22 protein-coding genes are annotated in these 25704 nt (G+C 63.1%); 16 read left to right on the forward strand and 6 right to left on the reverse strand.

Annotated features, from left to right (window positions below; translation table 11 throughout):
* A partial coding sequence (locus tag AC1DX4_RS10710) for an alcohol dehydrogenase catalytic domain-containing protein (protein ID WP_477220294.1) occupies positions 1–370 on the reverse strand: 370 nt, incomplete at its 3' end.
* Between the two features lie 199 nt (positions 371–569).
* Here AC1DX4_RS10710 and AC1DX4_RS10715 point away from each other — a divergent pair.
* The 3 genes from AC1DX4_RS10715 (at position 570) to AC1DX4_RS10725 (ending at position 7073) form a co-directional block, all read left to right on the forward strand.
* A complete protein-coding gene (locus AC1DX4_RS10715; protein WP_477220295.1) occupies positions 570–2582 on the forward strand; it encodes an acetyl-CoA carboxylase biotin carboxylase subunit in 2013 nt (670 codons plus the stop codon).
* A gap of 107 nt (positions 2583–2689) precedes the next feature.
* Positions 2690–6217: a DNA polymerase III subunit alpha gene (gene dnaE, locus AC1DX4_RS10720; protein WP_477220296.1), complete on the forward strand. Its 3528-nt coding sequence runs from the start codon at positions 2690–2692 to the stop codon at positions 6215–6217.
* Positions 6218–6269: 52 nt separating this feature from the next.
* A complete protein-coding gene (locus AC1DX4_RS10725; RefSeq protein ID WP_477220297.1) occupies positions 6270–7073 on the forward strand; it encodes an ion channel in 804 nt (267 codons plus the stop codon).
* A 3-nt stretch (positions 7074–7076) separates the two neighbouring features.
* On the opposite strand, the gene AC1DX4_RS10730 is transcribed toward AC1DX4_RS10725, so the two are convergent.
* Positions 7077–7958, reverse strand: a complete 882-nt coding sequence (locus AC1DX4_RS10730; RefSeq protein WP_477220298.1) for a DMT family transporter — start codon at positions 7956–7958, stop codon at positions 7077–7079.
* Between the two features lie 179 nt (positions 7959–8137).
* Here AC1DX4_RS10730 and AC1DX4_RS10735 point away from each other — a divergent pair, with 179 nt between their 5' ends.
* The gene (locus tag AC1DX4_RS10735; RefSeq protein ID WP_477220299.1) at positions 8138–8644 is read left to right on the forward strand and encodes a hypothetical protein; all 507 of its coding nucleotides are present in this window, start codon (positions 8138–8140) and stop codon (positions 8642–8644) included.
* A gap of 13 nt (positions 8645–8657) precedes the next feature.
* On the opposite strand, the gene AC1DX4_RS10740 is transcribed toward AC1DX4_RS10735, so the two are convergent.
* Positions 8658–9986: a DNA polymerase IV gene (locus tag AC1DX4_RS10740; RefSeq protein WP_477220300.1), complete on the reverse strand. Its 1329-nt coding sequence runs from the start codon at positions 9984–9986 to the stop codon at positions 8658–8660.
* A gap of 66 nt (positions 9987–10052) precedes the next feature.
* On the opposite strand from AC1DX4_RS10740, the gene AC1DX4_RS10745 reads away from it, so the two are divergent.
* Positions 10053–10640, forward strand: a complete 588-nt coding sequence (locus AC1DX4_RS10745) for a GNAT family N-acetyltransferase (protein WP_477220301.1) — start codon at positions 10053–10055, stop codon at positions 10638–10640.
* Between the two features lie 94 nt (positions 10641–10734).
* Positions 10735–12297, forward strand: a complete 1563-nt coding sequence (locus AC1DX4_RS10750) for a hypothetical protein (RefSeq protein ID WP_477220691.1) — start codon at positions 10735–10737, stop codon at positions 12295–12297.
* A 99-nt stretch (positions 12298–12396) separates the two neighbouring features.
* On the opposite strand, the gene AC1DX4_RS10755 is transcribed toward AC1DX4_RS10750, so the two are convergent.
* Together AC1DX4_RS10755 and AC1DX4_RS10760 are read right to left on the reverse strand one after the other, a co-directional pair.
* Positions 12397–13050: a hypothetical protein gene (locus AC1DX4_RS10755; RefSeq protein WP_477220302.1), complete on the reverse strand. Its 654-nt coding sequence runs from the start codon at positions 13048–13050 to the stop codon at positions 12397–12399.
* Positions 13047–13346, reverse strand: a complete 300-nt coding sequence (locus tag AC1DX4_RS10760) for a DUF3572 domain-containing protein (protein WP_477220303.1) — start codon at positions 13344–13346, stop codon at positions 13047–13049. The genes AC1DX4_RS10755 and AC1DX4_RS10760 overlap by 4 nt, the downstream gene beginning before the upstream one ends.
* Positions 13347–13593: 247 nt before the next feature.
* Between AC1DX4_RS10760 and AC1DX4_RS10765 the strand changes: the two genes are divergently transcribed.
* The 3 genes from AC1DX4_RS10765 to AC1DX4_RS10775 all read left to right on the forward strand — a co-directional run bounded on the left by AC1DX4_RS10765 (position 13594) and on the right by AC1DX4_RS10775 (position 17401).
* On the forward strand, positions 13594–13965 hold the full coding sequence (locus tag AC1DX4_RS10765; RefSeq protein ID WP_006334976.1) for a response regulator: 372 nt from the start codon (positions 13594–13596) through the stop codon (positions 13963–13965).
* Between the two features lie 33 nt (positions 13966–13998).
* A complete protein-coding gene (locus AC1DX4_RS10770) occupies positions 13999–15372 on the forward strand; it encodes a PleD family two-component system response regulator (protein ID WP_477220304.1) in 1374 nt (457 codons plus the stop codon).
* Positions 15373–15904: 532 nt separating this feature from the next.
* The gene (locus AC1DX4_RS10775; protein WP_477220305.1) at positions 15905–17401 is read left to right on the forward strand and encodes an FAD-dependent monooxygenase; all 1497 of its coding nucleotides are present in this window, start codon (positions 15905–15907) and stop codon (positions 17399–17401) included.
* Between the two features lie 143 nt (positions 17402–17544).
* Here AC1DX4_RS10775 and AC1DX4_RS10780 read toward each other — a convergent pair whose 3' ends face one another.
* Positions 17545–18492 carry a GlxA family transcriptional regulator gene (locus tag AC1DX4_RS10780; RefSeq protein ID WP_477220306.1) on the reverse strand — a complete coding sequence of 316 codons (948 nt, stop codon included), beginning with the start codon at positions 18490–18492 and terminating at the stop codon, positions 17545–17547.
* An 88-nt stretch (positions 18493–18580) separates the two neighbouring features.
* Here AC1DX4_RS10780 and AC1DX4_RS10785 point away from each other — a divergent pair, with 88 nt between their 5' ends.
* The 7 genes from AC1DX4_RS10785 to AC1DX4_RS10815 all read left to right on the forward strand — a co-directional run bounded on the left by AC1DX4_RS10785 (position 18581) and on the right by AC1DX4_RS10815 (position 25678).
* Entirely contained in the window at positions 18581–19276 is a 696-nt protein-coding gene (locus AC1DX4_RS10785) for a DJ-1/PfpI family protein (RefSeq protein WP_477220307.1), read from the forward strand.
* A 147-nt stretch (positions 19277–19423) separates the two neighbouring features.
* Positions 19424–20158: a FadR/GntR family transcriptional regulator gene (locus AC1DX4_RS10790; protein ID WP_477220308.1), complete on the forward strand. Its 735-nt coding sequence runs from the start codon at positions 19424–19426 to the stop codon at positions 20156–20158.
* Complete coding sequence (locus AC1DX4_RS10795) at positions 20155–21342, forward strand: PLP-dependent transferase (protein WP_477220309.1); 1188 nt, start codon at positions 20155–20157, stop codon at positions 21340–21342. The genes AC1DX4_RS10790 and AC1DX4_RS10795 overlap by 4 nt, the downstream gene beginning before the upstream one ends.
* A gap of 29 nt (positions 21343–21371) precedes the next feature.
* Positions 21372–22649 (forward strand): ABC transporter substrate-binding protein, encoded by a 1278-nt coding sequence (locus AC1DX4_RS10800; RefSeq protein ID WP_477220310.1) that lies wholly within the window; start codon positions 21372–21374, stop codon positions 22647–22649.
* 182 nt (positions 22650–22831) lie between these two features.
* On the forward strand, positions 22832–23758 hold the full coding sequence (locus tag AC1DX4_RS10805; protein ID WP_477220311.1) for a carbohydrate ABC transporter permease: 927 nt from the start codon (positions 22832–22834) through the stop codon (positions 23756–23758).
* Entirely contained in the window at positions 23758–24606 is an 849-nt protein-coding gene (locus AC1DX4_RS10810; protein WP_477220312.1) for a carbohydrate ABC transporter permease, read from the forward strand. Before AC1DX4_RS10805 ends, AC1DX4_RS10810 begins: the two co-directional genes overlap by 1 nt.
* A 4-nt stretch (positions 24607–24610) precedes the next feature.
* Positions 24611–25678: an ABC transporter ATP-binding protein gene (locus AC1DX4_RS10815; RefSeq protein ID WP_477220313.1), complete on the forward strand. Its 1068-nt coding sequence runs from the start codon at positions 24611–24613 to the stop codon at positions 25676–25678.
* Positions 25679–25704: the final 26 nt, after the last annotated feature.

A 25704-nucleotide genomic window follows, 5' to 3' on the forward strand; every position in this document is an offset into this window, starting at 1 on the left:
GCGACGAGCCGTCAGGCATCAACCCTTGCCCCTGCGTGGCACGGATGGCGGTGCACAGATTGGTTTTTCTCGACAGGCAGGACGGGCACTGTCGGCATTCCGGCGTGTAGAGCGGGATGACATGGTCACCCTTCTTGACCGAGGTGACGCCCTTGCCGACATCGACGACGATGCCGGCGCCTTCATGGCCGAGGATGGCCGGGAACAGGCCTTCCGGATCGGCACCCGACAAAGTGAACTCGTCGGTGTGGCAGATACCGGTCGCCTTGATCTCGACCAGCACCTCGCCCTCGCGCGGACCGTCGAGGTCGACCTCCATGATCTCCAACGGCTTTCCGGCGGCGACAGCGACAGCGGCGCGGGTTTTCATCAGGCGTCCTCCAATGCGAATTTTTTTCCAAGGTTTCAGGTTTTATCGACACGATCAACTGGAAGCTGGTGCCGACACTGGGCCACAGCGAAGAATTGGAATCGCAAATCGATTGAACGGCAGTGATTTGCATGGTCGGCTTGACCCCGCAAGCACAGGCCATAAAAGGAACGACCGACCGGAGGGGAATGACCTCAGCATGTTCACGAAAATCTTGATCGCCAATCGTGGCGAGATCGCCTGTCGCGTCATCAAGACGGCGCGCAAGATGGGGATTGCCACGGTCGCGGTCTATTCCGATGCCGATCGCGATGCCGTGCATGTCGAAATGGCCGACGAGGCGGTGCATATCGGGCCTTCGCCCGCCGCGCAGAGTTATTTGCTGCCCGAAAAGATCATCGCCGCCTGCAAGGAAACCGGCGCGCAGGCGGTGCATCCCGGTTATGGCTTCCTGTCCGAGCGCGCCGCCTTCTGCGAGGCGCTGGAAGCGGAAGGCATCGTCTTCATCGGTCCAAAGCCCAAGGCCATCAAGGCGATGGGCGACAAGATCGAATCGAAGAAGTTCGCCAACGCCGCCAAGGTTTCGACCGTGCCCGGCTGGCTCGGCGTCATCGAGAATGCCGACCATGCCGAAAAGATCGCCGGCGAGATCGGCTATCCCGTGATGATCAAGGCCTCGGCTGGCGGCGGCGGCAAGGGCATGCGCATCGCCTGGAATCAGTCGGAAGTGCGTGACGGCTTCGATCGCGCGCGTTCGGAGGCCAAGAGTTCGTTCGGCGACGACCGCGTGTTCATCGAAAAGTTCGTCGTCGATCCGCGCCATATCGAGATCCAGGTGCTGGCCGACGCGCATGGCAACGCGCTCTATCTCGGCGAGCGTGAATGCTCGATCCAGCGCCGCAACCAGAAGGTCGCGGAAGAGGCGCCGTCGCCGTTCCTCGAAGCCAAGACGCGCAAGGCCATGGGCGAGCAGTCGGTGGCGCTGGCGAGGGCTGTCGACTACCAGAGCGCCGGCACGGTCGAGTTCATCGTCGACAAGGACAAGAACTTCTATTTCCTTGAAATGAATACACGATTGCAGGTTGAACATCCGGTGACCGAGCTCGTCACCGGCATCGATCTGGTCGAACAGATGATCCGCGTCGCCGCCGGCGAAAAGCTTGGCCTGAAGCAAAGCGATATCAAGCTGAATGGCTGGGCGGTGGAAAGCCGGCTTTATGCAGAGGATCCATACAGGAACTTCCTGCCGTCGATCGGCCGGCTGACGCGCTACCGGCCGCCGGAGGAAGGGACATTCGGCGATGTCGTCATCCGCAACGACACCGGCGTCACCGAAGGCTCCGAGATTTCGATGTTCTATGACCCGATGCTCGCCAAGCTGTGCACCTGGGCGCCGACGCGCATCGAGGCGATCGATGCCATGTCGGAAGCGCTCGACAGTTTTGTCGTCGACGGTATCGAGCACAACATCCCGTTTCTGGCGGCGCTGATGCAGCATCCACGCTGGCGGGAAGGACAGATATCGACGGCATTCATCGCCGAGGAGTATCCCGACGGTTTTGCGCCGATCGTACCCAACAGCGAGGAAAAGGCTGTTCTGGCGTCAATCGCCACAGCGGTGGAGCTGCTGCGCCGCGATAGGCTCGACCGGCTGGGCGGGCGGCTGGCCCCGCATTCGGGTGCGCTCAAGCGCGACTGGGTGGTGAAGATCGGCGAAGAGTATCTCCAGGCGTCCATCCTCGAAGGCATGATTTCGATCCCGATGGAGATCGACCTGTCGATCGACGGCGGCAAGGCGCTGACCGTCTCATCCGACTGGCGGCCGGGCGACCTGATCTGGCGTGGCACGGTCGGCAAGCGCAGGGTTGCCGCTCAAATCCGGCCAGTCGCCAACGGTCTTCGCATCGCCTGGAAGGGCATGTCGGTGGCCGCGCGCGCCATGCTGCCGCGCACCGCCGAGCTGGAACGGCTGATGCCGGAGAAGGTGGCGCCGGACACGTCGAACCTGCTGCTCTGCCCGATGCCCGGCCTCGTCGTGTCGATCGCCGTTACCGAAGGCCAGGAGGTCAAGGCCGGCGAGACTTTGGCGGTGGTCGAGGCGATGAAGATGGAAAACGTGCTGCGCGCCGAGCGCGATCTCGTCGTATCAAAACTCAACGCCAAGCCCGGCGACAGTCTTGCGGTGGACGCGGTGATCATGGAATTCGCCTGAGCAGCTGGGAAGCCTGTGGTTGACGGGTCGTTTGTGCTGGACTGGCATCGCGCCGTCCCGGACAATACATCTCCATCGACTCAAGACCTTAGGCAGCGCGAGAAACCATGGCGGATGACAGACTTCCACGCGATCCCCTGAAGCGCGAAGCCGCGATTGCGGCGGCGCGGCCGGAGGTACCGGCGCGGCCGTTCGTCCATCTGCGCGTGCATTCGGCCTATTCGCTGCTCGAGGGCGCGCTTCAGCTCGGCAAGGTCGTCGGCCACGCGGTCAAGGACGAAGCACCGGCGATCGCCGTCACCGACACCAACAATCTGTTCGGCGCGCTCGAATTCGCGCAGAAGGCGGTCAAGGACGGCATCCAGCCGATCATAGGCTGCCAGATCGCGCTCGCCTTTTCCGGCGAAAACAGCGACGGCCAGCGCGACCGCCGGCGGCAAGGCCCGGAGATGCGGCCGGTCGTCCTGCTCGCCGCGACGGAAGCCGGCTATTCCAATCTGGTTCGGCTTGTCAGCGGCGTCTATCTGGAAACACCCCCCGGTGAGGCAGTGCACCTGACCACCGAGACGCTGACTGGACAGAGCGATGGGCTGATCTGCCTCAGCGGCGGACCGCGCGGCCCGATCGGCAACGCCTTGAAGGAGGATCGCCGCGATCTGGCCGAGGTGCGGCTTCTGACGCTCAAGGCGCTGTTCGGCGACCGGCTTTATGTCGAACTGGATCGCGTTGCGGGCTACGACCGGGTCATCGAACATCAGACAATCGATCTCGCCTACGCGCACGAACTTCCGCTGGTTGCCACCAATGAGGCTTTTTTCTCCTCGCGTGACGACTATGAGGCGCATGACGCGCTGATCGCCATTGCCGAGGGCACCGTCGTTGCCGTCGACAACAGACGTCGGCTGTCGCCGGACAATTTCCTGCGCAGCCAGGCCGATATGGCAAAGCTGTTCGCTGACCTGCCGGAAGCGATCGACAACACCGTCGAGATCGCACTGCGCTGCTCCTACTATCCAAAGACCCGCAGCCCGATCCTGCCGCGCTTCACCGGCGGTGATGCCTCCGACAAGGACGCAGCCGAAAAGGCCGAGGCCGCGGAACTCGCCCGCCAGGCGCGCGAGGGGCTCGATGCCCGGCTCGCGCTGCACGGACCGACGCCGGGCTACACGATCGAGCAATATCGCGAACGGCTCGAATTCGAGCTCGGCATCATCGAGAAGATGAAATTCCCGGGTTACTTCCTGATCGTTGCCGACTTCATCAAATGGGCCAAGGCGCAAGGCATTCCGGTCGGGCCGGGCCGTGGTTCGGGCGCCGGGTCGCTGGTCGCCTATTCGACGACCATCACCGACATCGATCCGCTGCGTTTCTCGCTGCTGTTCGAGCGCTTCCTCAACCCCGACCGCGTGTCGATGCCCGACTTCGACATCGACTTCTGCCAGGATCGCCGCGAAGAGGTGATCCGCTACGTCCAGCAGAAATACGGCCGCGACCAGGTCGGACAGATCATCACCTTCGGTACGCTGCAGGCCCGCGCCGTGCTGCGTGACGTCGGCCGCGTGCTGCAGATGCCCTATGGCCAGGTCGACAAGCTGTCGAAAATGGTGCCGCAGAACCCGGCCAATCCGGTCAAGCTGGCGGATGCCATCGCCAATGAGCCGCGCTTTGCCGAAGAGGCCGAGAAGGAGCCGATCGTCCAGACGCTGCTCGACATGGCGCAGAAGCTCGAAGGCCTCTACCGCCACGCCTCGACACACGCCGCCGGCATCGTAATCGGCGACAGGCCGCTGTCGGAGCTGGTGCCGATGTACCGCGATCCGCGCTCGGACATGCCGGTCACCCAGTTCAACATGAAATATGTCGAGCAGGCCGGGCTGGTGAAGTTCGACTTCCTCGGCCTGAAGACGCTGACCGTGCTGGAGACGGCGGTGAAACTGATCCGCCGCCGCGGCATCGACATCGATCTGGCGACGATCCCGCTCGACGACCCCGACACCTACGCCATGCTGTCGCGCGGCGAAGTGGTCGGCGTGTTCCAGGTCGAAAGTGCCGGCATGCGCAAAGCGCTGATCGGCATGCGGCCTGACTGCATCGAAGACATCATCGCGCTGGTCGCGCTCTACCGCCCGGGCCCGATGGAGAACATTCCGACCTACAACGCCAGAAAGCATGGCGAGGAGGAGATGGCGTCGATCCATCCCAAGATCGACCATCTGGTGAAGGAGACACAAGGCGTCATCGTCTACCAGGAACAGGTGATGCAGATCGCGCAGGAGCTGTCCGGCTATTCGCTCGGCGAAGCCGACCTTCTGCGCCGCGCCATGGGCAAGAAGATCCGCGCCGAGATGGACAAGCAGCGCGAGCGCTTCGTCACCGGCGCTGTCGAGCGCGGCGTCAACAAGCCGCAAGCCGACTTCATTTTCGACCTGCTGGCCAAGTTCGCCGACTATGGTTTCAACAAGTCGCATGCCGCGGCTTACGCCGTGGTTTCCTACCAGACCGCCTATCTCAAGGCGCATTATCCGGTCGAGTTCCTGGCGGCGTCGATGACGCTCGACATGGGCAACACCGACAAGCTGGCCGACTTCCGCCAGGATGCGCTACGCCTTGGCATCGAGGTTCTGGCGCCGTCGGTGATGACGAGTTTTCGGCCTTTCGAGGTCGGCGAGAACCGCATCTATTATTCGATGGCGGCGCTCAAAGGCGTCGGCGACGCGGCGGTCGAGCATATTGTTGCCGTGCGCGGCGAAAAGCCGTTCAAGAACCTCGCCGATTTCTGCGAGCGGGTTGACCCGAAGGTCGTCGGCAAGCGTGTCTTCGAAAGCCTGATCATGGCCGGCGCGCTTGACTGTTTCGGCCACGACCGCGCCCAGATGCTGGCCGGCGTCGAACGGATGATGGGCCTGGCGTCGCTCGCCCAGCAGAATGCCGTTTCCGGCCAGGCCGATATTTTCGGCGCCTCGCTGGGCGCACAGTCGCAGGCGCTCAATCTGCCGGCGACGGATCCCTGGCTCGCCGCCGACCGGCTGCACCGCGAATTCCAGGTCGTAGGCTTCTATCTCTCGGCCCATCCGCTCGACGAATACAAGGCGGCGTTGCAGAAGATGCGGGTGCAGAACTGGGCGGAGTTCTCCGCCGCCGTCAAGCGCGGCGCTGCCGCCGGCCGCCTGGCCGGCACGGTGACCAGCAAGCAGGAGCGCAAGACGCGCACCGGTAACAAGATGGGCGTGGTGGCCTTTTCCGACACCTCCGGCCAGTACGAGGCCGTGCTGTTTTCTGAAGCATTGGCCCAGTACCGTGATCTCCTCGAAGCCGGCCGCTCCGTCGTCATCACCGTCGCGGCTGAGGACAGGCCCGAGGGCGTCAATTTGCGCATCAACTCGGTGCATTCGCTGGAAGACGAGGCAAGCCGCATCCAGAAGGCGCTGCGCATCTTCGTCAGGAACGATGGGCCTGCCTCGATCATCCAATCCCAGCTTACCCAGCGCGGCGAAAGCCAGGTGAGCATCATCGTCATCAAGGAAGAGGCGCAAGGCGAGGTCGAGATCGCCTTGCAGGGCGGCTACCGCGTCTCGCCGCAGATCGCCTCGGCGATGCGCGCGGTGCCCGGCGTGGTCGAAGTGGAATTGGTGTGACCGCGGCCCCTGGCACGCTTCTGCATCTGCCGCCCATGTCATCGCGATCGGCATGAAGGCCGCGGACAAGCGCGCATCACAGGATCGTTCCGCGCTGGCGCGGCTGCGCCATAGGCTGCGAAAGCTCTATCATGGGCGCACGCCGGCCGCCTTCCAGTTTCAACTGGTGGCAATCGTCATCGATTTGGCCATCATCGCCTTTTTCATCGCGACGCCCGTCATCCAGCAATCGGCCTCGTTCCTGTGGCTGGACTATGCGGTGGCGGCCCTTGTCGGCGCCGATCTGATCGCCAGGCTGCTGGCGTCCAACGATATGCTGCGCCTGATGAAGCAGCCGACCTCCTGGGTGGATGTCTTCATCCTGCTGACGCTGCTGATGCCGACGGCGCTCGCCAATCTCGGTTTTCTGCGCATCCTGCGGCTGTGGTCGCTGTCGCGCAGCGGTTCGATCTGGCGGCATTTTGAAATGCGTGGCCTGCGGCCCTGGCGCGAGGCGAGCCACGCGGTCATCAACCTGTTGACGTTTCTCTTCGTCATCACCGGCTTCGTCTACACCTTCTTCTTCCGGACCGGTGCAGGGCTCGAAAACTACATCGACGCGCTTTATTTCACCGTCGCGACGGTAACGACGACCGGCTTCGGCGACATCGTGCTGCCAGGCATGGCCGGCAAGCTGACGGCGATCGTCACCATGATCATCGGCATATCGCTGTTCGTCAGGCTGGCGCAGGCGATCTTCCGGCCGGCCAAGGTATTCTTTCCCTGTCCGCAATGCGGGCTGCAGAGGCATGAGCCGGATGCGGTGCACTGCAAGGCCTGCGGGCATGTTATCAACATACCCGACGATGGGATCTGACGGCTAAGACGCCGCCACTTCAGCCGCTTGCACCGGCTTGCGCTGCAGATTGAGCAGGTTGCCCATCAGGATGAGCAGCGCGCCACCGGCGGTGAAGGCGTCGATCTGTTCCTGGTAAAGCAGCCAGCCGACCAGAGCGGACAAGGGTACGCGCAGGAAATCCATCGGTGAGATGACGGTCGCGTCGGCATAGGTGAGGGCGCGGGCCATGCAGAAATGCGACGACATGCCGGTGAAGGCGATGAGCAGGATCCATGGCCAGAGCTCGAGCGATGGAGTGCGCCATTCATAGAGCGCCGGGATGAGGCCGACGGCCGACTGGATGACCAGCATCCAGAAGATGATGCGCACGACGCTATCCGTGCGCGTCAACGACTTTACCAGCACCAACGAGATGCCAAAGCAGACGGCGGCGCCCAGCACGACGAGGTGTCCCGGATCGACGGCGCCGACGCCGGGACGAACGATGACCACCACGCCGATCAGGCCGAGCACGACTGACGCCAGTTTCGGCCGGCTCAGCCTTTCGCCGAGAAACGTCACCGCCAGGATCGCCGTCCAGATCGGCGTGGTGAATTCGATCGAGATCAGCACCGCCAGCGGGATCAACGTCAAGGCGTAGAGCCACGCCGCCTGGCCGGTGTAGTGGACGACGTTGCGGGCGATATGGGCGAGGGGACGCTGCGTGCGCATCGCCGCAAAGCCGCCGCTCGTCAGCACCAGCGGCAAGAGGATGAAGAAGCCGATCACCGAGCGCAGTTCCAGAACCTGGAAGACGTTGAGTTCGGCCGTCGTGGCGCGGCCGGCGATCGACATCCCCAGGAACGAGGTAATCGACAGCGCCATCCAGAACGCGGCCTTGGGGATCGAGGGGGTGGGTGCCATGGCAGCTATCTCGCAGGCCGCGGCTTTTGCCGCAATCGCTAGCTGATGCATTCTTCTGGGCCAGTTGCGGTGAAACCGTCATGCTGTTGGCGGAACCTGAGACGGCCCGGGGGCGTTGAGTCGCGATATTTTGTGCGTGCTTTGCAAACCTGCCTTTCAATATCGACAAGGAGAGTCTCATGAGACCATTCGCGCAAGTCGCGCTCGCTGGCTGCCTGGTGATCGCCGCCGGTGCTGCTCATGCCGACGAGACCAAGTTTCTCCAGTCGTTCAAGGGTAATTTCGCCGGCAAGGGCACTGTCCAGGTGACCACGGACGTGCCGAACGTCAGTGTCTCCTGCAGCTTCAAGTCAAATGCGACCGCAACCTCGCTCTCGCTGGATGGCAATTGTCGCGGTCTCGTGGTGGTGTCGCGCGCCATCAGCGCCAATCTCAAGGTCACGGGCGCGAAATACAGCGGCATCTATGTCGGGTCCCGCACCGGACCGGCACAGCTAAACGGCAGCCGTTCAGGCAACGCGATCAATCTTGGCATCCGCTGGGCGCAGGAGGTCAACGGCGATCGCAAGGCCCGGATGACGGTCGAGAAGCGAGGCGAGAATGGCATCCGGCTGACGGTCATCGACACCGATCCGAAAACCGGCAAGAGCGTGGTGACGAGCCGGATCGATTTGACGAGAGTCTAGCGTCCCGGAAGGTTCAGTCTTCCAGCGGTTCCGGCGGGTGGGCATCGCGGCCCCTGCCGAATGTATAGCCGGTTTCCACCGCCTTGCGGCCGAACTTGTCGCGCAGCGCATCGATGGCGCCTTCGGCCATGGCGCGCTTGCGCGACTGCACGTCGACCAGATCCGGCGGATCCGCCTTGTTGTCATCGGACAGGTCGCTGACGCCGATGCCGAGCAATCGAAATTTCGTTCCGTCCGTTTCCTTGCGAAGCAGCTCGACTCCGGTCTGAAAGATGCGGTCCGCGAGCCGGGTCGGGTCGCCGAGCTGGCGGTTGCGCGTGCGCAGCTTGAAATCCTGGGTCTTCAGCTTCAGCACCACCGTGCGTCCGGCAATGCCCGACTTTTTCAGCCGCGCCGAGACCTTTTCCGAAAGGCCCCTCAGCACCGCGACCAGTTCATCCAGCGATGCGATATCAGTGTCGAATGTGGTTTCGGCCGATACGCTTTTGGCGTCCTGGTCAGGGTCGACGCGGCGGACGTCCTCACCGCGCGAAAGCCGGTAGAGCCGGTCGCCCATCGTGCCGTAGCGGCGCATCAGGTCGCCACGCTCCATCTTCTGAAGCTGGCCGATGGTGCGGATGCCGTCGCGCTCAAGCGTGGCGTTGAAAGCCTTGCCGACGCCCCAGATCATGGTCACCGGCTGCACCGCCAGGAAGCCGACCGCCTCGGCCTCGCCGATGACGGAAAAACCGCGCGGCTTGCGGAAGTCCGAAGCGATCTTGGCGAGGAATTTGCAATAGGAGAGGCCGGCGGAAACGGTGATGCCGACCTCCTTCTCGACGGCCAGCGCAAAGCGCGCCAGCACCACCGCCGGTGGCAGGCCGTGCAGCCGCTCGGTGCCGGCGAGGTCGAGAAACGCCTCGTCGATCGACAGCGGCTCGACCAGCGGCGTCAGCGCTTGCATCATGGCGCGCACCTCGCGGCCGACACGTACGTATTTGTCCATGTTGGGTGGGATCACGACCGCCTCGGGGCAGGCCTCGAGTGCCTTGAACATCGGCATGGCCGAGCGCACGCCCCGGATGCGGGCGATGTAGCATGCGGTGGAGACAACCCCGCGCTTGCCGCCGCCGATGATCAGCGGCTTGTCCTTGAGCGCCGGATTGTCGCGCTTTTCGATCGCGGCGTAGAAGGCGTCGCAGTCGATGTGGGCCAGATGCAGCCGGTAAAGCTCTGGATGGCGGGCAAGGCGAGGGCTGCCGCAGCGCTCACAGCGGCGCGTTTCACTGCGCTGAAACGTCAGGCAGTCACGGCAAAAACCGTGATCGGGATTGTTGACAGGGGCCGCCATCGCTGCGAACATAAAGAGAACAGAGGCAATGGTACGACAGTGCAGGGTCAGCGACAAGCTTGGCCTGGGGAGAACCGTATGAGCACGACCATAGTGCCGCTGGCGCCTGAGCTTTGGCCCGATTTCGAGGACCTTTTCGGCAAGCAGGGCGCTTGCTATGGCTGCTGGTGCACGCATTTCCGGTTGGCGCCGGTGGCGCGGCGCGAGAGCAGCCGCGAACGCAACAAGGACCACATCAAGGCGCGCATCGAAGCCGGCCCGCCGCCCGGTCTGCTGGCCTTCGAGGACGGTAAGGCGGTTGGCTGGATGCAGATCGGACCACGCGCCGACGTGCCCGAATGGAACAACAAGGGCAGGGGTTCGGCGCCGATCGATCCCGGCGACGCTTCCGATCCGGCCGTATGGGCGATCTCCTGCTTTTTCATCCGCGCCAAAGCGCGCGGCCAGGGCATCACCCATCGCCTCGTCGAGGGCGGCGTCGATTTCGCCCGCAGCAACGGGGCACGGCTTGTCGAGGCCTGTCCGATCGACCTGTCCCGGGACTCACGTTCGATCGGCCTGTTCGTCGGCTCGTCGGGGGTGTTCGAGAAGGCCGGTTTCGAGCGGCTCGTCGAGCGCAAGGCCGGCCGGCCGCTGATGCGGCTGGTGCTCAAACCGGCAGCTTGACTGTCATCATCTTGCAGTTGTGATGGTATTTCCCTACCAGAAGTACGAAACGTTTTTTGCCTTTTCGATCCAACGGAGAATTGCTGTGAACCGTATGTTGCCAACTGCCTTTACCGCGCTGCTGTTCTGCGCGCCCGCTTTCGGCCAGACCGTCGACAGCCAGGGGGCGAAGCAATTGTCCGATGACCTGTCGCGCTATGTCGGCAAGCAGGCGCTCGACAAGGGCATTCTGAAGGTCTCGGTCGAAGGCGCCGCTTACAAGATCGTGTTCGATTTCAAGGCGTTGGCGGCGAGCTTTCCAGACCAGAAGCTGGGGAAATTCGACTTTGCCCCTTACGCCTTGATGGTCAAGCCGCGCAGCGACGGCACCTGGGATGTCTCGATAGACTTTTCGCAGAGCGCGTCCTTCGAGTTCAACGGGCCCGAGGGGCTGCAAAGCACGCAGTTTTCGATCAAGGACGGCAAGGGTTCCGGCGTCTACGATTCCAAGCTGGCGGCCTTCATCAGCGGCGCCAGCTCGATGGCTGGCATGACGATCACTTCGAAGGATGGCAAGGAGCAGGTGGATGCCAGTGCCGGCGCGGCCACCGCGACCATCGCCGCCACCAAGGCCGCCAATGGCGGCGTTGATTTCACGACGTCGCAGAAAGTTTCGAATTTCGTCGAAGCGATCAAATTCAATGATCCCGAGAGCGGGCTGAATTTTCCGGTCACGGTGAAGTCGCCGGAATTGTCGGTGGAAGCCAGCGGCAAGGGCGTGCAGACCAGGCCGCTGCTCGACCTCCTGGCATTTGCCGTGGCCAATGAGGACGAGAAGACGCTGAAGGCAAACCAGGCGCAGCTGAAGTCGCTTCTGCTCGCCGCGCTTCCGGTGTGGGAGCGCATCGACGGCACCTATGGCTTCAAGGATTTCGCGGTCGACAGCCCGATCGGCACGTTTGGGGCGACCCAGCTCAGCACCGCGTTCGGCAGCGACGGCGTTTCCCAGAGCGGCAAGATCACCTATGGCATCAAGGCATCGGGGCTGACCGTGCCGCAGCAGCTTTTGCCGAGCTGGAGCGTGGCGCTGCTGCCCACCGATATCGATCTCAACTTCGGCGGCGCCAATATCGATCTCGACAGCATGGCGAAGAAGGCGATCGAAGCCTTTGATCTCAATCAGGATCCGCCGCTGTCGCCCGAGTTCGGCGACCAGCTCAAAGCCGACTTCCTGGCCAAGGCGCCGAAGGTCGTCATCGGCCACAGCACCGTGAAGAACAAGGATATGGAAATCGCGCTGGAAGGCGAGATGACAAGCTTCGGTGAGAAGCCCGACGCCAATCTTACGGTCGATGTCGCCGGCTTCGACAAGATCATGGAGCATCTGCAGGAAGCGGCGAAGGCTGAGCCGGAGCTGGGGCAGTACGTTCCCGTCGCTCTCATGGCCAAGGGTTTTGCCAAGACGCTGCCGGACGGCCGTCTGGAATGGGCTGTCAGCACAAAGGCCGACGGCTCGGTCACCGTCAACGGCGTCATGCTGAAGCCCGCCGATCCGGCGGTGGACGACAGCGTCGACGACAGTGACGGCGCCGACGACAGCAGTGGTGGCGACAATGGTGGTGGCGCCAATAGCGGCGGCAGCGATAATGGCGGAGCCGGTGCGAAACTGAGTCCTTGAGAGTTCGGCTCTAGACTCCTGTTTGACGCAATTCCCAAGGGAAAAGCGCTACGCGCTTTTTTCCCGGGAAAACCGTTTCACACTTTTCCTGGAATTGCTCTAGAGCCCCAGCGCGCCCACGATCTTCGGCGCGGCTTCATGCCAGTCCTGGACGACGATCACATCGTCCGGGACCGCCGGCAGGAACGCGCGTAGCGAATTGTCGGCCATCAGATGGAAAAGATTGGCGTCGGTGACCGATTCTCGCACCGACGCCAGATTGTGCGGCTGATCGTCGACGAACACCACCGGCCGGCCAGCCTTGCCGCGCAGCCTTGCCACGGCCGGTCCCTTGGCCATTTCGGTGGTCAGCAGCGGATAGTTCAGACCCAAGGCATCGAGATGGGCGCGGCGCACGGCACGATGCCTGTGCGGCATGGCCGTCAGCAATATGATTTCCGCGCGGTCACCGAGCCCTGCCAAGGCTTCCGCGGCGCCGTCGGTGATGCTCTGCCAATCGGCTTGCGCGTCGAAGAAATCGCCCAGGAGCGTCGTGACTTCGGGCTGTTCGATCAGGCGACCGCTGGCCGTTTCGGCAATGTTGCCGGTCAGCCGGAAGGACGCCAGCGTCAGGCCATAGCCGCGCGACTTGAGGAAATGCGGGAAGGGGCGGATGAATTCGAGCACGACGTCGTCGACGTCGAGCACAAGCAACGGCCGGTCGTCGTCGGCCAGTTCCTCGATCTGGCGCGCGGTCTCTGGATCATCGCTCATATGGAATGCTCATGGTTGTCGTCGCCGAGCGGCAGGGCGCGCAACGCCTTGCCGACGGCGGCCGGCGGCGTGCCGGTCTCCTCGGCAAAGCGCATCAGGGTCGGCTCGTGGGCGAGAATGAACTGCAGCACGCCGGCCAAAAAGCCAGACTCGCCGGCGGCCCTGCGGATCGAATGCGCCTCTATTCCGGTGATCGCCAGAAAGCGCGGCAACAGCTCCGGATCGGAGGCGACGAAGCCCAGCGCCTTGACGGCAAGGGTTTCCGCCTCTTCGCGCATTGACGCCGCGTTTGCCATCACTACCTTCGGTATGTGGAATGAGTCTCTTCCGCAGTAATGGCAAGAATTGCTTGCGGCAAGCCTTTACAGCGCGGCGCGCCGTTTGGACGCGCAGGAAGGCGAGGTGGAATTTGTGCTGCCTTGCAGCCCGAGGGTTTCCGTTTCGTCAATCATATTGCCGTATAGTGAAGCAGGGTTTGGTGCGTTCAACCAGGGGCGCATGACGGCCACCTTCGATCGGAAGGACGGCCGGGACGGGATGTCGATGCCTAAGAAGGTCATGATCGTCGAGGACAATGAGCTCAATATGAAGCTCTTTCGGGACCTCATAGAAGCGAGCGGCTACGAAACGGTGCGCACCCGTAATGGTCTGGAAGCGCTCGATCTGGCGCGTCAGCACCGGCCCGATCTCATCTTGATGGACATCCAGCTGCCCGAAGTGTCGGGGCTGGAAGTGACCAAATGGCTGAAGGAAGATGACGATCTGCACGTCATTCCGGTCATCGCGGTGACCGCCTTCGCCATGAAGGGCGACGAGGAACGCATCCGCCAGGGCGGCTGCGAGGCTTATATTTCAAAGCCGATCTCGGTGCCGCGTTTCATCGAAACCATCAAATCCTATCTGGGCGATGCCTGATGTGCCATTCCAGCCGAGCCGGAGCCTTGTGAAATGACCGCGCGGATCCTCGTCGTCGACGACATCCCTGCCAATGTGAGGCTGTTGGAGGTCCGGCTGCTGGCCGAATATTTCGAGGTGCTGACCGCCACCAACGGGCCAGACGCGATCGAGACCTGCGAGAACGGCAAGGTCGATGTCGTGCTGCTCGACGTGATGATGCCCGATATGGACGGGTTCGAGGTTTGCCGCAGGCTGAAGAGCGATCCGGCGACGTCGCACATCCCGGTGGTGATGATCACCGCGCTCGACCAGGTGTCCGACCGTGTGCGAGGGCTCGAGGCCGGCGCCGACGATTTCCTGACCAAGCCGGTCAACGACCTTCAGCTGATGACGCGCGTCAAGAGCCTGGTCCGGTTGAAGTCGCTGACCGATGAACTCAGGCTGCGTGCCTCGACGACGCGCAACATCGGCATCGAAGAGCTGCTGAGCCGCAATTTCGCGTCGGAAGACACGACGCCGAAAGTGCTTTTGATCGACGAGCGCAAATCGTCGGTCGAGCGCATGCAGAAGATGTTGCGTGATCGCGCCGATCTTGACGTCAACAGCGATCCGCATGCCGGGTTCTTCCAGGCCGCCGAGACGTCCTATGAATGCGTGATGATTTCGACGGCCTTCGCCGATTTCGATCCGCTCAGGCTCTGCTCGCAGCTGCGCTCGCTCGACCGCACCCGTTTCGTGCCGATCATCCTTTTGGCGGATGAGGGCGAGGAGGAGCGCATCATCCGCGGCCTCGAACTCGGCATCAACGACTATCTGATGCGGCCGATCGACCAGCAGGAGCTGACGGCGCGGCTGCGCACCCAGGTGCGCCGCAAGCGCTACAACGACCAATTGCGTGCCAGCGTCACCCAGACCATCGAGATGGCGGTGACGGACGGCCTGACCGGGCTGCACAATCGCCGCTATCTTGACAGCCATCTGCAGACGCTTTTCGACCGCGCCGTGGCGCGGCGGCGGCCGCTGTCGGTAATGATCACCGATCTCGACCGCTTCAAGTCGATCAACGACGCGCACGGCCATGATGGCGGCGACGAGGTGCTGCGGGAATTTGCCCGGCGGCTGCGCAAGAATGTCCGGGGTATCGATCTTGCCTGCCGGTTCGGCGGCGAGGAGTTCGTGGTGGTGATGCCGGACACCGATGGCGCAGTGGCTGAAAAAGTGGCCGAACGCATCCGCGCCGAAATCGCCCAGATGCCGTTCGCCATCGGTACCGATGGCAAGACGATCGAGGTCACCGTCAGCGTTGGCGTGTCGTCGGTGCTGAAGGGCGTGGATACGGTGGCGGCGCTGATGAAGCGCGCCGATCTCGCGCTTTACGAAGCCAAGAGCGGCGGCCGCAACCGCGTGGTTGCCAAGGCGGCGTAGTCCTCCGCGCCTGATTGTCCGGTCAATCCAACAAGGTTAGCCATTTACCTTAATCCAAGCGATTCGCGAGCCTTGGTTAAGAAACTGTTGATTTTCATAAGCTCTTGCGCAAATGTGCAGTGCAAGACGAAGCCGGCACGAGGATAGATAGCCGGCTCGATCCCTAGAAATACCCCATGATGCTCAGGTCCGCCGCATCTCCTGGGTCCGTGGGGTCGGCCGGCCGGCGCTGGCACATAGTGGCCTCCTCGTACCGCTGCCAAACGCCGACCGGCCCCCTTTGTTTCAAGCCTGCGTAAAAGCCCCGAAAGGGGCTTTTTTCTTGCGCGGAAGAATCTGAATAACGTTTGCTGGGCAGTGGCGGCTTCAGCTGCGGCGGCGCGACTGCGAACTGCCGTTTTGGGCTGTCGTTCATCCAGGGCAAGGAGAGGACCTCTCTCCACTTTGTACATATGGCGCACAAGGGGCTTGCGGCAAGACCCACCTGTTCCCGTAAAACCGCGGCCCCAGCCAGCGGAAACGGGAGATGAGAATGGGTGTTGTGTCGCCAGCAGACGGATTGCATCGGGATCATGCTGTGGTCATCGTCGGGGCTGGTCCGACCGGGTTGATGCTGGCCGGCGAACTCGCTTTGGCCGGCATCGATGTCGCCATCGTCGAGCGCCGCCCGAACCAACAGCTGATCGGCTTGCGTGCGGGTGGCCTGCACGCACGCACCATCGAGGTGCTTGATCAACGCGGAATTGCCGACCGGTTCCTCTCTCAGGGGCAGCGCTTCCCGACCGTTGGCTTCCACATGATCCGGTTGGACATCGGCGATTTTCCCACGCGGCATAACTATCTGCTGGCGCTGCGGCAAAACCATATCGAGCGGATATTGGCCGACTGGATCAGCGAATTGGAGGTGCCGATCTACCGCGGACAGGACGTCACTGACTTCGCGCAGGACGATGACGGCGTCGATGTGGAGCTGTCCGATGGCCAGCGGTTGAGGGCGCAATACCTCGTCGGCTGCGACGGAGGACGCAGCACGATCCGCAAGGCGGCGGGCATTGAGTTCGCCGGACAGGATCCGACGATGAGCTGGATGATCGCCGAGGTCGAAATGTCTGGGGAACCGGCATTGGGCTTTCGCAGCGACGCCTACGGAATTCACGCGATAGGCAAGGTCGAGGAAGGCGGCCGGGTGGGTGTCGTGCTGACCGAGCGGCAACTGACGATCAGCGGCGAACCGACGCTGGGCGATCTCAGCGAGGCGCTCGTCGCGGTCTACGGTACCGATTTCGGGGTCCACAGCCCGACTTGGCTCTCCCGGTTCACAGATACGACACGCCAGGCCTCCGCCTACCGCGACAGACGCGTCCTGTTGGCCGGCGACGCCGCGCATATCCATCCGCCGATGGGCGGGCAGGGGCTCAACATCGGTGTGCAGGACGCGGTCAATCTTGGATGGAAATTGGCCCAGGTGGTCAAGCGGATCTCACCGGAAAGCCTGCTCGACAGCTACCATGCCGAACGCCATCCGGTCGCCGCGCGCGTCTTGCGCAACACGATGGCGCAGGTTGCGCTTCGTCGTACGGATGCCAGCACCAAGGCATTGAACGACATCTTTGCCGAACTGCTCGGCATGGAAGAGCCGCGCAAACGGATCGCCGCGGAGATGTCCGGCCTGGATATCCACTACGATCTCGGCGTGGGACATCCGCTGCTTGGGCGGCGATTGCCCGACCTCGACCTGGTCACCGCCGGCGGTCCGGTGCGGGTCTTCAGCTTGCTGCTCGATGCCCGGCCGGTGCTTCTCAACCTCGGTGAACCAGGCAGGCTGGACATTGCGCCCTGGGCGGATCGGGTTCGGCGGATCGACGCGTCATATGCCGGTGCCTGGGAGCTTCCGGTGCTCGGGACGGTCGCCGCGCCCGACGCCGTCTTGATCCGGCCGGATGGCTATGTGGCCTGGGTTGGGATTGGAACCCGAGAGGGGCTGGCTGAGGAGCTGACCACCTGGTTCGGACCGTCCGCCGCACGTTAGCGACACGCCTTAGAGTAGAGCAGTTCACCGTTTCACGGAAACGGCGAACCGCTCTAACCCCTTGTTTTGACGCAATTCCGGACGGAAAACCGTTTTACACTTTTCTTGGAATTGCTCTAGGAATGGTGCCGCAGGCCTTTGGGTCAGAAGCGTTCGCGATAATCGCGCGGGTTTGTGCCGAGGACGCGTAGAAAGCCGCGCCGCATCGTTTCTTCCGACCCGAAGCCGCAGCGGCGGGCCGTCCGGTTGACGGCCTGGCCCTGTTCCAGCATCCGTCGCGCCGCCTCGATCCGGATCTCCTCGATCGCGCGTGCAGGTGTGCGGCCCGTTGCCTCCCGATAGTGCCTGGAGAAACTGCGCGGGCTCATATTGGCGCGCTCGGCCAGGTCCGGCAGCGAAAGGTCGCCGTCCAGATTGTCCTGAATCCAGCCATGCAGCCGGTCGAAGCGTTCGTCGCCTTGCTGCAGCTTGAGCGTCTGGCTGAACTGCGCCTGGCCACCGGGTCGTTTCAGGAAGACCACCAACTCGCGTGCCACCGCAAGCGCCACGCGCCGGCCAAGGTCGGCCTCGACGAAGGAAAGGGCGAGATCTATGCCCGCCGTGACGCCTGCCGACGTCCAGACATTGCCGTCACGGATGAAGATCGGATCGGGTTCGAGGCGGACCGCTGGAAAGCGCCGCGCGAACTCGGCGCAGCGTCCCCAGTGGGTAACCGCACGCCGGCCGTCGAGCAGTCCTGCCGTCGCCAGAAGCATGGCGCCACTGCACACGGAAGCTGTTCGCGTGGCGTCGTGCGAGCGGCCGATGATCCATTGGACGAGTTGGGGATCCTCGCAGGCTGCGTTGACGCCCCATCCGCCAGGCACGATCAGCGTGTCGATCTCCAGCCCGTGCACCGGCAGCGCCGCTGCCTCCAGCACGAGACCGGCCGATGTCCTGATCTGCGGCGAGGCGGCGACGACCGCGACCTCGTAGGGAACTGGTTCGCCGGCCTGCGTCCTGAAGTCGTTGGCGCTGGCGAAAACCTGCAGCGGCCCGCTGACATCGAGGAGCTGGATGTCGGGATAGGCAAGAATTTCGATACGGCGCATGGCGATTTGGCTTGAAACGAGGGATGATTGGCGATCGTGCCAAAGCATGATGCCTTAGGTTGACCGGAGTCAACCTATGGAGAGTTCCATGAGCCTTCGTTTCGGCATCCTCGTCTTCCCCAATGTCCAGCAGCTCGACCTCACCGGCCCTTATGAAGTCCTGGCATCGGCAAAGGGCGCCGAGGTCGAATTGATCTGGAAGGATCGCAATCCGGTGATGTCGTCGACGCGGCTGTCGCTCAACCCAACGGCGACCTTCGACGATTGTCGGCCTCTCGATGTGCTGTGCATTCCAGGTGGCGGCGGCGTCAATCCGCTGCTGGAGGACCAGGCCGTCCTCGATTTCGTGCGGGAGCGTGCTGCGCAGGCACGCCATGTCACCTCGGTATGCAGCGGCGCCCTGGTGCTTGGTGCCGCCGGCCTGCTCAAAGGCAAGCGGGCGACGACGCATTGGTACGCGCATGATTTCCTCGCCGAGTTCGGCGCCATTCCAGTCGACGAGCGAATTGTCGAGGACGGAAACCTGATAACCGCCGGCGGCGTCACCTCGGGGATCGATTTCGGTCTCGCTTTGGTCGCCAGGCTTCTCGGTCAGGCCGAGGCCGAAACGGTGCAGCTCTCGCTCGAATATGCCCCGGCTCCTCCGTTCCAATCGGGCACGCCCGCACAGGCTTCGCCTGCCGTGCTGGCGGAGGCAAAGAAGCGGCTCGCTGGCTCGAGGCGGGTTCGCGAGGACATGTTCGCGCGCTGGCGCGCCACGCGCGCAGCCGTCACGCCGGCGTAAAGCCAAGCATGAACTGACGGGCCGAACGGCGCCATGGCGCGCCGTTCGGCCCGTCCTCGTTTCGGCTGTTGACACGTCTCTCCGTCCGTGCAGAATTGGTTGGACCATTGGACCATTGGACCACTTGCGCGGCTTCGGGGAGAATTTGTGGACCAGAACAGCCTGCCACCCATTCAGACGACGGCGCGCGATGACGCCGTGCTGAAGGCGTTGGTGGGCTTTGTCCGCGCCGAATCCCTGCAGCCCGGCGAGCGGCTTCCGACCGAGCGTATCCTGGCCGAGCGGCTGAAGGTCAGCCGCAACACGGTGCGCGAGGCGCTGACACGCTGGGAGGGGCTAGGTCTTGTCGAGCGCCGGCAAGGCAGCGGCACTTACCTCAAGGCGGCCGTGTCAGCCGACATGCTGCACATGCCGCTGACGCTGGCGGGCGGCAACGATTTCACCAGCCTGATGCAGACACTGGAAATCCGCCGCGCGCTGGAGGCGGAAGCAGCGGCCCTTTGCGCCGAGCGCGCCAGCCCGGCCGATATCGCCGAGATCGAGCGCAAGCTCGACATCATGGAGCAGGCTTTTCGCACCCGCGACGGCATGTCTTCGGAAGAGGACTGGGAGTTCCACCAGGCGATCTACCGGGTCTCCGGCAATCCGCTGTTCGAGCAGATCATCGCTGCCATGCACGAGTTGTTCCACCGCTTCTGGGAGCATCCGCTCGGCGTGCGTGATTTCGGCCACGCCAGCTTTCCCTATCACCGCACCATGTACGAACGCATCATCGCTCGCGACCCGCAAGGCGCCCGTGCCGAGGCGCTCAAGCTGATCGCCACCGTCGAGGACGATCTCAGGCGCGGTGCGGCCAAACTCAAACTTCCGAGCCAGACATGAACGAGCATCCGACCAGTTTCGATTACGACTATCTCGCCGAGGCGGCGACACTGCTGGCGCATGACGAGCCGTTCCCCGGCGGTGCGGTGGTGCCGCCGATCTACCAGACGTCGCTGTTCACCTTCGCCAACTATGCCGAAATGGCCGACACCTTTGCCGGCAAACGAAAGCAGCCGATCTATTCGCGCGGCGACAATCCGACGGTGATGGAGTTCGAGGCGCGCGTGGCCGCGCTCGAGGGCGCCGAGGCCGCGCGCGGCTTCTCCAGCGGCATGGCGGCGATCAGCGCCACCGTGCTTGCCTTCGTCGGGGCTGGCGAGCGCATCGTGGCGGTCCGCAATTGCTATGGCGATGCCTACCGGCTGTTCGAGCGGCTCCTACCGCGGCTCAACATCAAGGTCGACTATGTCGACGGCTCCGATCCGGATGCGGTGGCGGCGTCACTTCCCGGCGCCAAGCTGCTTTATCTGGAAAGCCCGACCTCGATGATGTTCGAGCTGCAGGATATCGCGCACCTGACCCGGCTGGCGAAAGAGCAGGGCATCATCACCACCATCGACAATTCCTGGGCCTCACCAGTGTTCCAGAAGCCGATCACGCATGGCGTCGACCTGGTGCTGCACTCGGCCTCGAAATATCTCGGTGGCCACAGCGACACCGTCGCCGGCGTGGTGGCGGGTTCGGCCGCGCACATCAAGCACATCAACGAGCAGACCTATTCTTATCTCGGCGGCAAGCTGTCGCCGTTCGAGGCCTGGCTGCTGCTGCGCGGCCTGCGCACGCTGCCGCTGCGCCTGCCGCACCACATGAAGAGCGGCCTGACCATAGCCGAACGGTTGAAGGCGCACGCCAATGTCGAGCGGGTCAATCATCCCGTCTATTCGAACCATCCGGGCAAGGCGACGCTGGCGGGATATGCCGGTCTGTTCTCCTTCGAGGTGACGGACGATATCGACATCCCCGTCTTCGTCGACGCGCTGAAATATTTCCGCATCGGCGTCAGCTGGGGCGGGCATGAAAGCCTGGTCGTGCCGGCCAAGGCGTCGCTGGAGCAGACGCCGGGACTGAATTCGATGGCGCGCTTCGGCGTCAGCCCCCGAACCATCCGCTTCAATGTCGGATTGGAAAGTGTCGAAGACCTCTGGGCCGATGTGGCCCAGGCCTTCGAAAAAGCCAGAAAATAACAAGCGGGTTCAAAATGGGAGTCTTGAACATGAAAAAACTGACCGTCATGCTTGCCACCGTTGCGGGGCTGGCGATTTCCGCCGGGAGCGCGCTGGCCGATTCGACCCTGAAAATGGTCGAAGTCATCACCAGCCCGCCGCGCACCGAATTCCTGAAAAAGCAGATCGCCGAGTTCGAAGCCGCCAATCCCGGCGTCAAGGTCGAGCTGATCTCGCTGCCCTGGGGCCAGGCTTTCGAAAAGTTCCTGACCATGGTGCAGGCCGGCGACACGCCCGACGTGGTCGAGATGCCGGAACGCTGGATGGGCCTCTATGCCAACAATGCGCAGCTCGAGGACCTTGGCCCCTATATGGCCAAATGGGACGACGCCAAGACGCTGGGCGAGCGCGCCAAGCAGTTCGGCTCGACCGTCAACAACACCCAGTTCATGATCCCTTACGGCTACTATGTGAACGCGCTGTTCTGGAACAAGAAGCTGTTCAAGGAGGCTGGTCTCGATGGCCCGCCGGCCACGCTCGACGATTTCATCGCCGATTCCAAGAAGATCTCGGCCATCCCTGGCAAGTACGGCTATTGCCTGCGCGGCGGCCCCGGCGCCTTCAATGGCATGCACATGTTCATGAACATCGCCGCCGGCAAGGGCGGCTACTTCAACGAGGACGGCACCTCGACCATCAACGACGAGGGCTCGGTCAAGGGCCTGCAGATGCTGGCCGACATGTACAAGGACGGGCTGGCGCCGAAGGATGCGGTGAGCTGGGGCTTCAACGAAACCGTCACCGGCTTCTATTCCGGCACCTGCGCCATGCTCAACCAGGATCCGGACGCGCTGCTCGGCATTGCCGACAAGATGAGCGCCGACGACTTCGCCGTGGCGCCGCTGCCTGTCGGGCCAAGCGGAAAATCCTATCCGACGCTCGGCTACGCCGGTTGGGCGATGTTCGCCAACTCGCAGCACAAGGACGATGCCTGGAAGCTGATGGCGACGCTCTTGTCGCCCAAGGACAATCTGGAATGGGCCAAGGAAGTCGGCGTCGTACCGATCCACAACGGCGCCGACCAGGATCCCCATTTCAAGACCGAGCAGTTCAAGGGCTGGTTCACGGAGCTCAGCGACACTTCCAAATATGAAATGGTGACGCCGCCGACGCATCTGGAAAACCTCGGCAATTTCGTCGATCAAGTGGCGATCAAGAACTTCCAGGAAGTGCTGCTCGGCCAGAAGACCGCCAAGGACGTCGCCGACCAATGGGCTGCCTTCCTGACCAAGGAACAGCAGGATTGGCTGGCGAAGAACAAGAAGTAGGCGCAGCTTCTTCCTTCTCCCCGTTCACGGGGAGAAGGTGTCACGAAGTGACGGATGAGGGGCGGGGCCAGCACCCCAAGGTTCGCGCTGCCCCTCATCTGCCTGCCGGCATCTTCTCCCCGTATAGTGACGGGGAGAAGGACGCTGTCCCCGACGCCGCTCCAGGGAACCGATCCTCACCAATGACCTATGCCGTTTCCGAAATACGATCCGCAGGCAAGCCGCGCCGCAAGCGGCTGTCGCATGCCGCCATCGAGCCCTGGCTCTATCTCAGCCCGGCGATCATCCTGCTGGTCGTGGTGCTTTTGGTGCCGCTCGTCATCGGCATCAGCTACTCCTTCCGTAAATTCTCGGCCTTCAAGTCGGAATATGTCGGGCTTGGCCAGTATCAGGCGATGTTTTCGGACCAGGTGCTGGGGCAGGCGCTGGTCAACACGCTGTGGTGGACGGTCGCCAGCCTGTTCTTCCAGTTCTTCCTCGGCCTTGGCCTGGCGCTGCTGCTCGACAAGCCGTTCTGGGGCCGCAAGGCGGTGCAGGCGCTGGTGTTCCTGCCTTGGGCGGTGCCGTCCTTCCTGTCGGGCCTGACCTGGGCCTGGCTGTTCAACCCGATCGTTGGGCCGCTGCCGCACTGGTTGTTCGCCCTGGGGCTCAGAGCCGACCCGACCACCAGCATCCTGTCCGATCCGGCCACCGCGATGTGGGGGCCGATCATCGCCAATGTCTGGTTCGGCATTCCGTTCTTCGCCATCACGCTTCTGGCGGCGCTGAAGTCGATTCCATCGGAACTGCATGAGGCGGCCGCGATCGACGGCGCTTCGCCCTGGCAGCGCTTCACCAAGGTGACGCTGCCATTCCTGGCGCCGACCATCGCCATCACCGTGATGCTGCGCACCATCTGGATCGCTACCTTCGCCGACCTGATCTTCGTCATGACCGAGGGTGGCCCGGCCGGCTCGACCAATACGGTGCCGGTCTACATCTATGTCAGCGCCTTCAAATCGCTGGACAAGGGCTATGCCTCGGCGGTCGCCGTGCTGTTGCTCGTCCTGCTGATCGTCTATGCGATTGCGCTGATCGCCATCCGCCGCTCCCTGGTGAGGCACGTCTGATGATCGCCGGACGCTCAGCCTCGCAACGCTTTTTCGGTGGCATCGGCCTCTACGCGGCAATCGGTGTCTACCTGATCTTCGCTCTGTTCCCGATCTACTGGACACTGAAGATTTCGGTCACGCCGGAGCGGCTGCTCTATTCCGAAGGCGTCACCCTCTGGCCGTCACACATGACGCTGCAGAATTTCGTCACCGTGCTCGAAGCCACCGATTTCCCACGCTATTTCCTCAACAGCGTCATCGTCTCGGTGTCGACGGCCGCATTGGTGACGGTCATCGCCACACTCGCCGGCTACGCCATGTCGCGCTTTACCTTCCGCGGCAAGGCGACGCTGGCGCTGATGCTGCTTCTGACCCAGACCTTCCCGCTGGTGATGGTCATTCCGCCGATCTACCGCGTCATGGGGCAGATCGGTCTGATCAACAGCCTGACTGGGCTGATCATCATCTACACCGCCTTCAACACCGCCTTCGCCACCTTCCTGATGCAGTCCTTCTTCGACGGCATCCCGAAGGATCTGGAAGAGGCGGCGATGATCGACGGCTGCACCCGTGCACAGGCGATGCGCAAGGTCATCGTGCCGCTGACGCTGCCCGGCATGGGGGCGACGCTCGGTTTCGTCTTCACCGCCGCCTGGAGCGAGCTTCTGTTCGCGCTGATGCTGATTTCCAGCGACGACCAGAAGACTTTTGCTGTCGGCCTGCTCACCTTCATCGGCAAGTTCGCCGTCGACTGGGGGCAGATGATGGCGGCGTCGATCCTGGCGCTGATCCCGGTGTGCATCTTCTTCGCTTTCCTGCAACGCTATCTCGTCACCGGCCTGATCGCCGGTGCCGTCAAAGGATAGATCGATGGCCTCTGTCACACTCGAAAAGGTCCGCAAGGACTATGGCGCTGTCCGCGTCCTGCACGCGGTCGACCTCGAAATCGCCGATGGCGAGTTCGTCGTCCTGGTCGGTCCTTCCGGCTGCGGGAAATCGACATTGCTGCGCATGATCGCCGGGCTGGAGGAGGCTTCCGGCGGCGAGATCCGCATCGGTGAAAGGCTGGTCAATGACGTGGCACCCAAGGACCGCGACATCGCCATGGTGTTCCAGTCCTATGCGCTCTATCCGCATATGGACGTGTCGAAGAACATGGGCTTCAGCCTGCTGTTGAAGAAAGCGGAGAAGACGACGATCGATGCCAGGGTGGACGGTGCGGCCAAGCGGCTGGGCCTGGACGCATACCTTCAGCGCCTGCCGCGCCAATTGTCGGGTGGTCAGCGCCAGCGCGTCGCCATGGGCCGCGCCATCGTGCGCGATCCCAAGGTCTTCCTGTTCGACGAGCCGCTGTCGAACCTCGACGCCAAGCTGCGTGTGCATATGCGGGCCGAGATCAAGGCGCTGCACCAGCAATTGAAGACCACATCGGTCTATGTCACCCACGACCAGATCGAGGCCATGACCATGGCCGACCGGATCGTCGTCATGCATGACGGGCTGATCCAGCAGGTCGGCGCGCCGCTCGATCTCTACGACCGGCCGGCCAACATGTTCGTCGCCGGTTTCATCGGTTCACCAGGCATGAACTTTTTGCCGGCGACGGTTCGCAAGGGCGCCACTTCGGAGGCCGTGCTTGCGGATGGTCAGGCGTTGACACTGCCGGACGGCCTGCCGCTGCAGAACGGCGACGCCATCACCGTCGGCCTGCGGCCCGAACATATCAGGCTGGCCGATGACGGTGCGCTGCAAGGCGAGGTGGGGGTGGTGGAGCCGCTCGGCCTGTCGACGCAGTTCTACGTCAAACTGGCCGGCCAGCAGCTCTGCGTCTTCGCCATGGGCCGCGCCGGGGTGAAGCCCGGCGACACCGTGCGGCTCGCGGCCGATCCGGCATCACTGCATCTTTTCGATCCGAAAAGCGGCGATCGCATCGGCTGAGGGAAACTCAGCCGGGGCTGAGGGCA

Source organism: Mesorhizobium sp. P3_A8 (assembly GCF_056402995.1).

Coding starts and splice junctions, on each gene's coding strand:
- AC1DX4_RS10815 (WP_477220313.1), top strand. CDS start 24,611: ATGGCCTCTGTCACACTCGAAAAGGTCCGCAAGGACTATGGCGCTGTC.
- AC1DX4_RS10765 (WP_006334976.1), top strand. CDS start 13,594: ATGCCTAAGAAGGTCATGATCGTCGAGGACAATGAGCTCAATATGAAG.
- AC1DX4_RS10750 (WP_477220691.1), top strand. CDS start 10,735: ATGTTGCCAACTGCCTTTACCGCGCTGCTGTTCTGCGCGCCCGCTTTC.
- AC1DX4_RS10805 (WP_477220311.1), top strand. CDS start 22,832: ATGACCTATGCCGTTTCCGAAATACGATCCGCAGGCAAGCCGCGCCGC.
- AC1DX4_RS10725 (WP_477220297.1), top strand. CDS start 6,270: ATGAAGGCCGCGGACAAGCGCGCATCACAGGATCGTTCCGCGCTGGCG.
- AC1DX4_RS10740 (WP_477220300.1), bottom strand. CDS start 9,986: ATGTTCGCAGCGATGGCGGCCCCTGTCAACAATCCCGATCACGGTTTT.
- AC1DX4_RS10755 (WP_477220302.1), bottom strand. CDS start 13,050: ATGAGCGATGATCCAGAGACCGCGCGCCAGATCGAGGAACTGGCCGAC.
- dnaE (WP_477220296.1), top strand. CDS start 2,690: ATGGCGGATGACAGACTTCCACGCGATCCCCTGAAGCGCGAAGCCGCG.
- AC1DX4_RS10795 (WP_477220309.1), top strand. CDS start 20,155: ATGAACGAGCATCCGACCAGTTTCGATTACGACTATCTCGCCGAGGCG.
- AC1DX4_RS10760 (WP_477220303.1), bottom strand. CDS start 13,346: ATGGCAAACGCGGCGTCAATGCGCGAAGAGGCGGAAACCCTTGCCGTC.
- AC1DX4_RS10810 (WP_477220312.1), top strand. CDS start 23,758: ATGATCGCCGGACGCTCAGCCTCGCAACGCTTTTTCGGTGGCATCGGC.
- AC1DX4_RS10800 (WP_477220310.1), top strand. CDS start 21,372: ATGAAAAAACTGACCGTCATGCTTGCCACCGTTGCGGGGCTGGCGATT.
- AC1DX4_RS10745 (WP_477220301.1), top strand. CDS start 10,053: ATGAGCACGACCATAGTGCCGCTGGCGCCTGAGCTTTGGCCCGATTTC.
- AC1DX4_RS10735 (WP_477220299.1), top strand. CDS start 8,138: ATGAGACCATTCGCGCAAGTCGCGCTCGCTGGCTGCCTGGTGATCGCC.
- AC1DX4_RS10780 (WP_477220306.1), bottom strand. CDS start 18,492: ATGCGCCGTATCGAAATTCTTGCCTATCCCGACATCCAGCTCCTCGAT.
- AC1DX4_RS10730 (WP_477220298.1), bottom strand. CDS start 7,958: ATGGCACCCACCCCCTCGATCCCCAAGGCCGCGTTCTGGATGGCGCTG.
- AC1DX4_RS10785 (WP_477220307.1), top strand. CDS start 18,581: ATGAGCCTTCGTTTCGGCATCCTCGTCTTCCCCAATGTCCAGCAGCTC.
- AC1DX4_RS10770 (WP_477220304.1), top strand. CDS start 13,999: ATGACCGCGCGGATCCTCGTCGTCGACGACATCCCTGCCAATGTGAGG.
- AC1DX4_RS10715 (WP_477220295.1), top strand. CDS start 570: ATGTTCACGAAAATCTTGATCGCCAATCGTGGCGAGATCGCCTGTCGC.
- AC1DX4_RS10775 (WP_477220305.1), top strand. CDS start 15,905: ATGGGTGTTGTGTCGCCAGCAGACGGATTGCATCGGGATCATGCTGTG.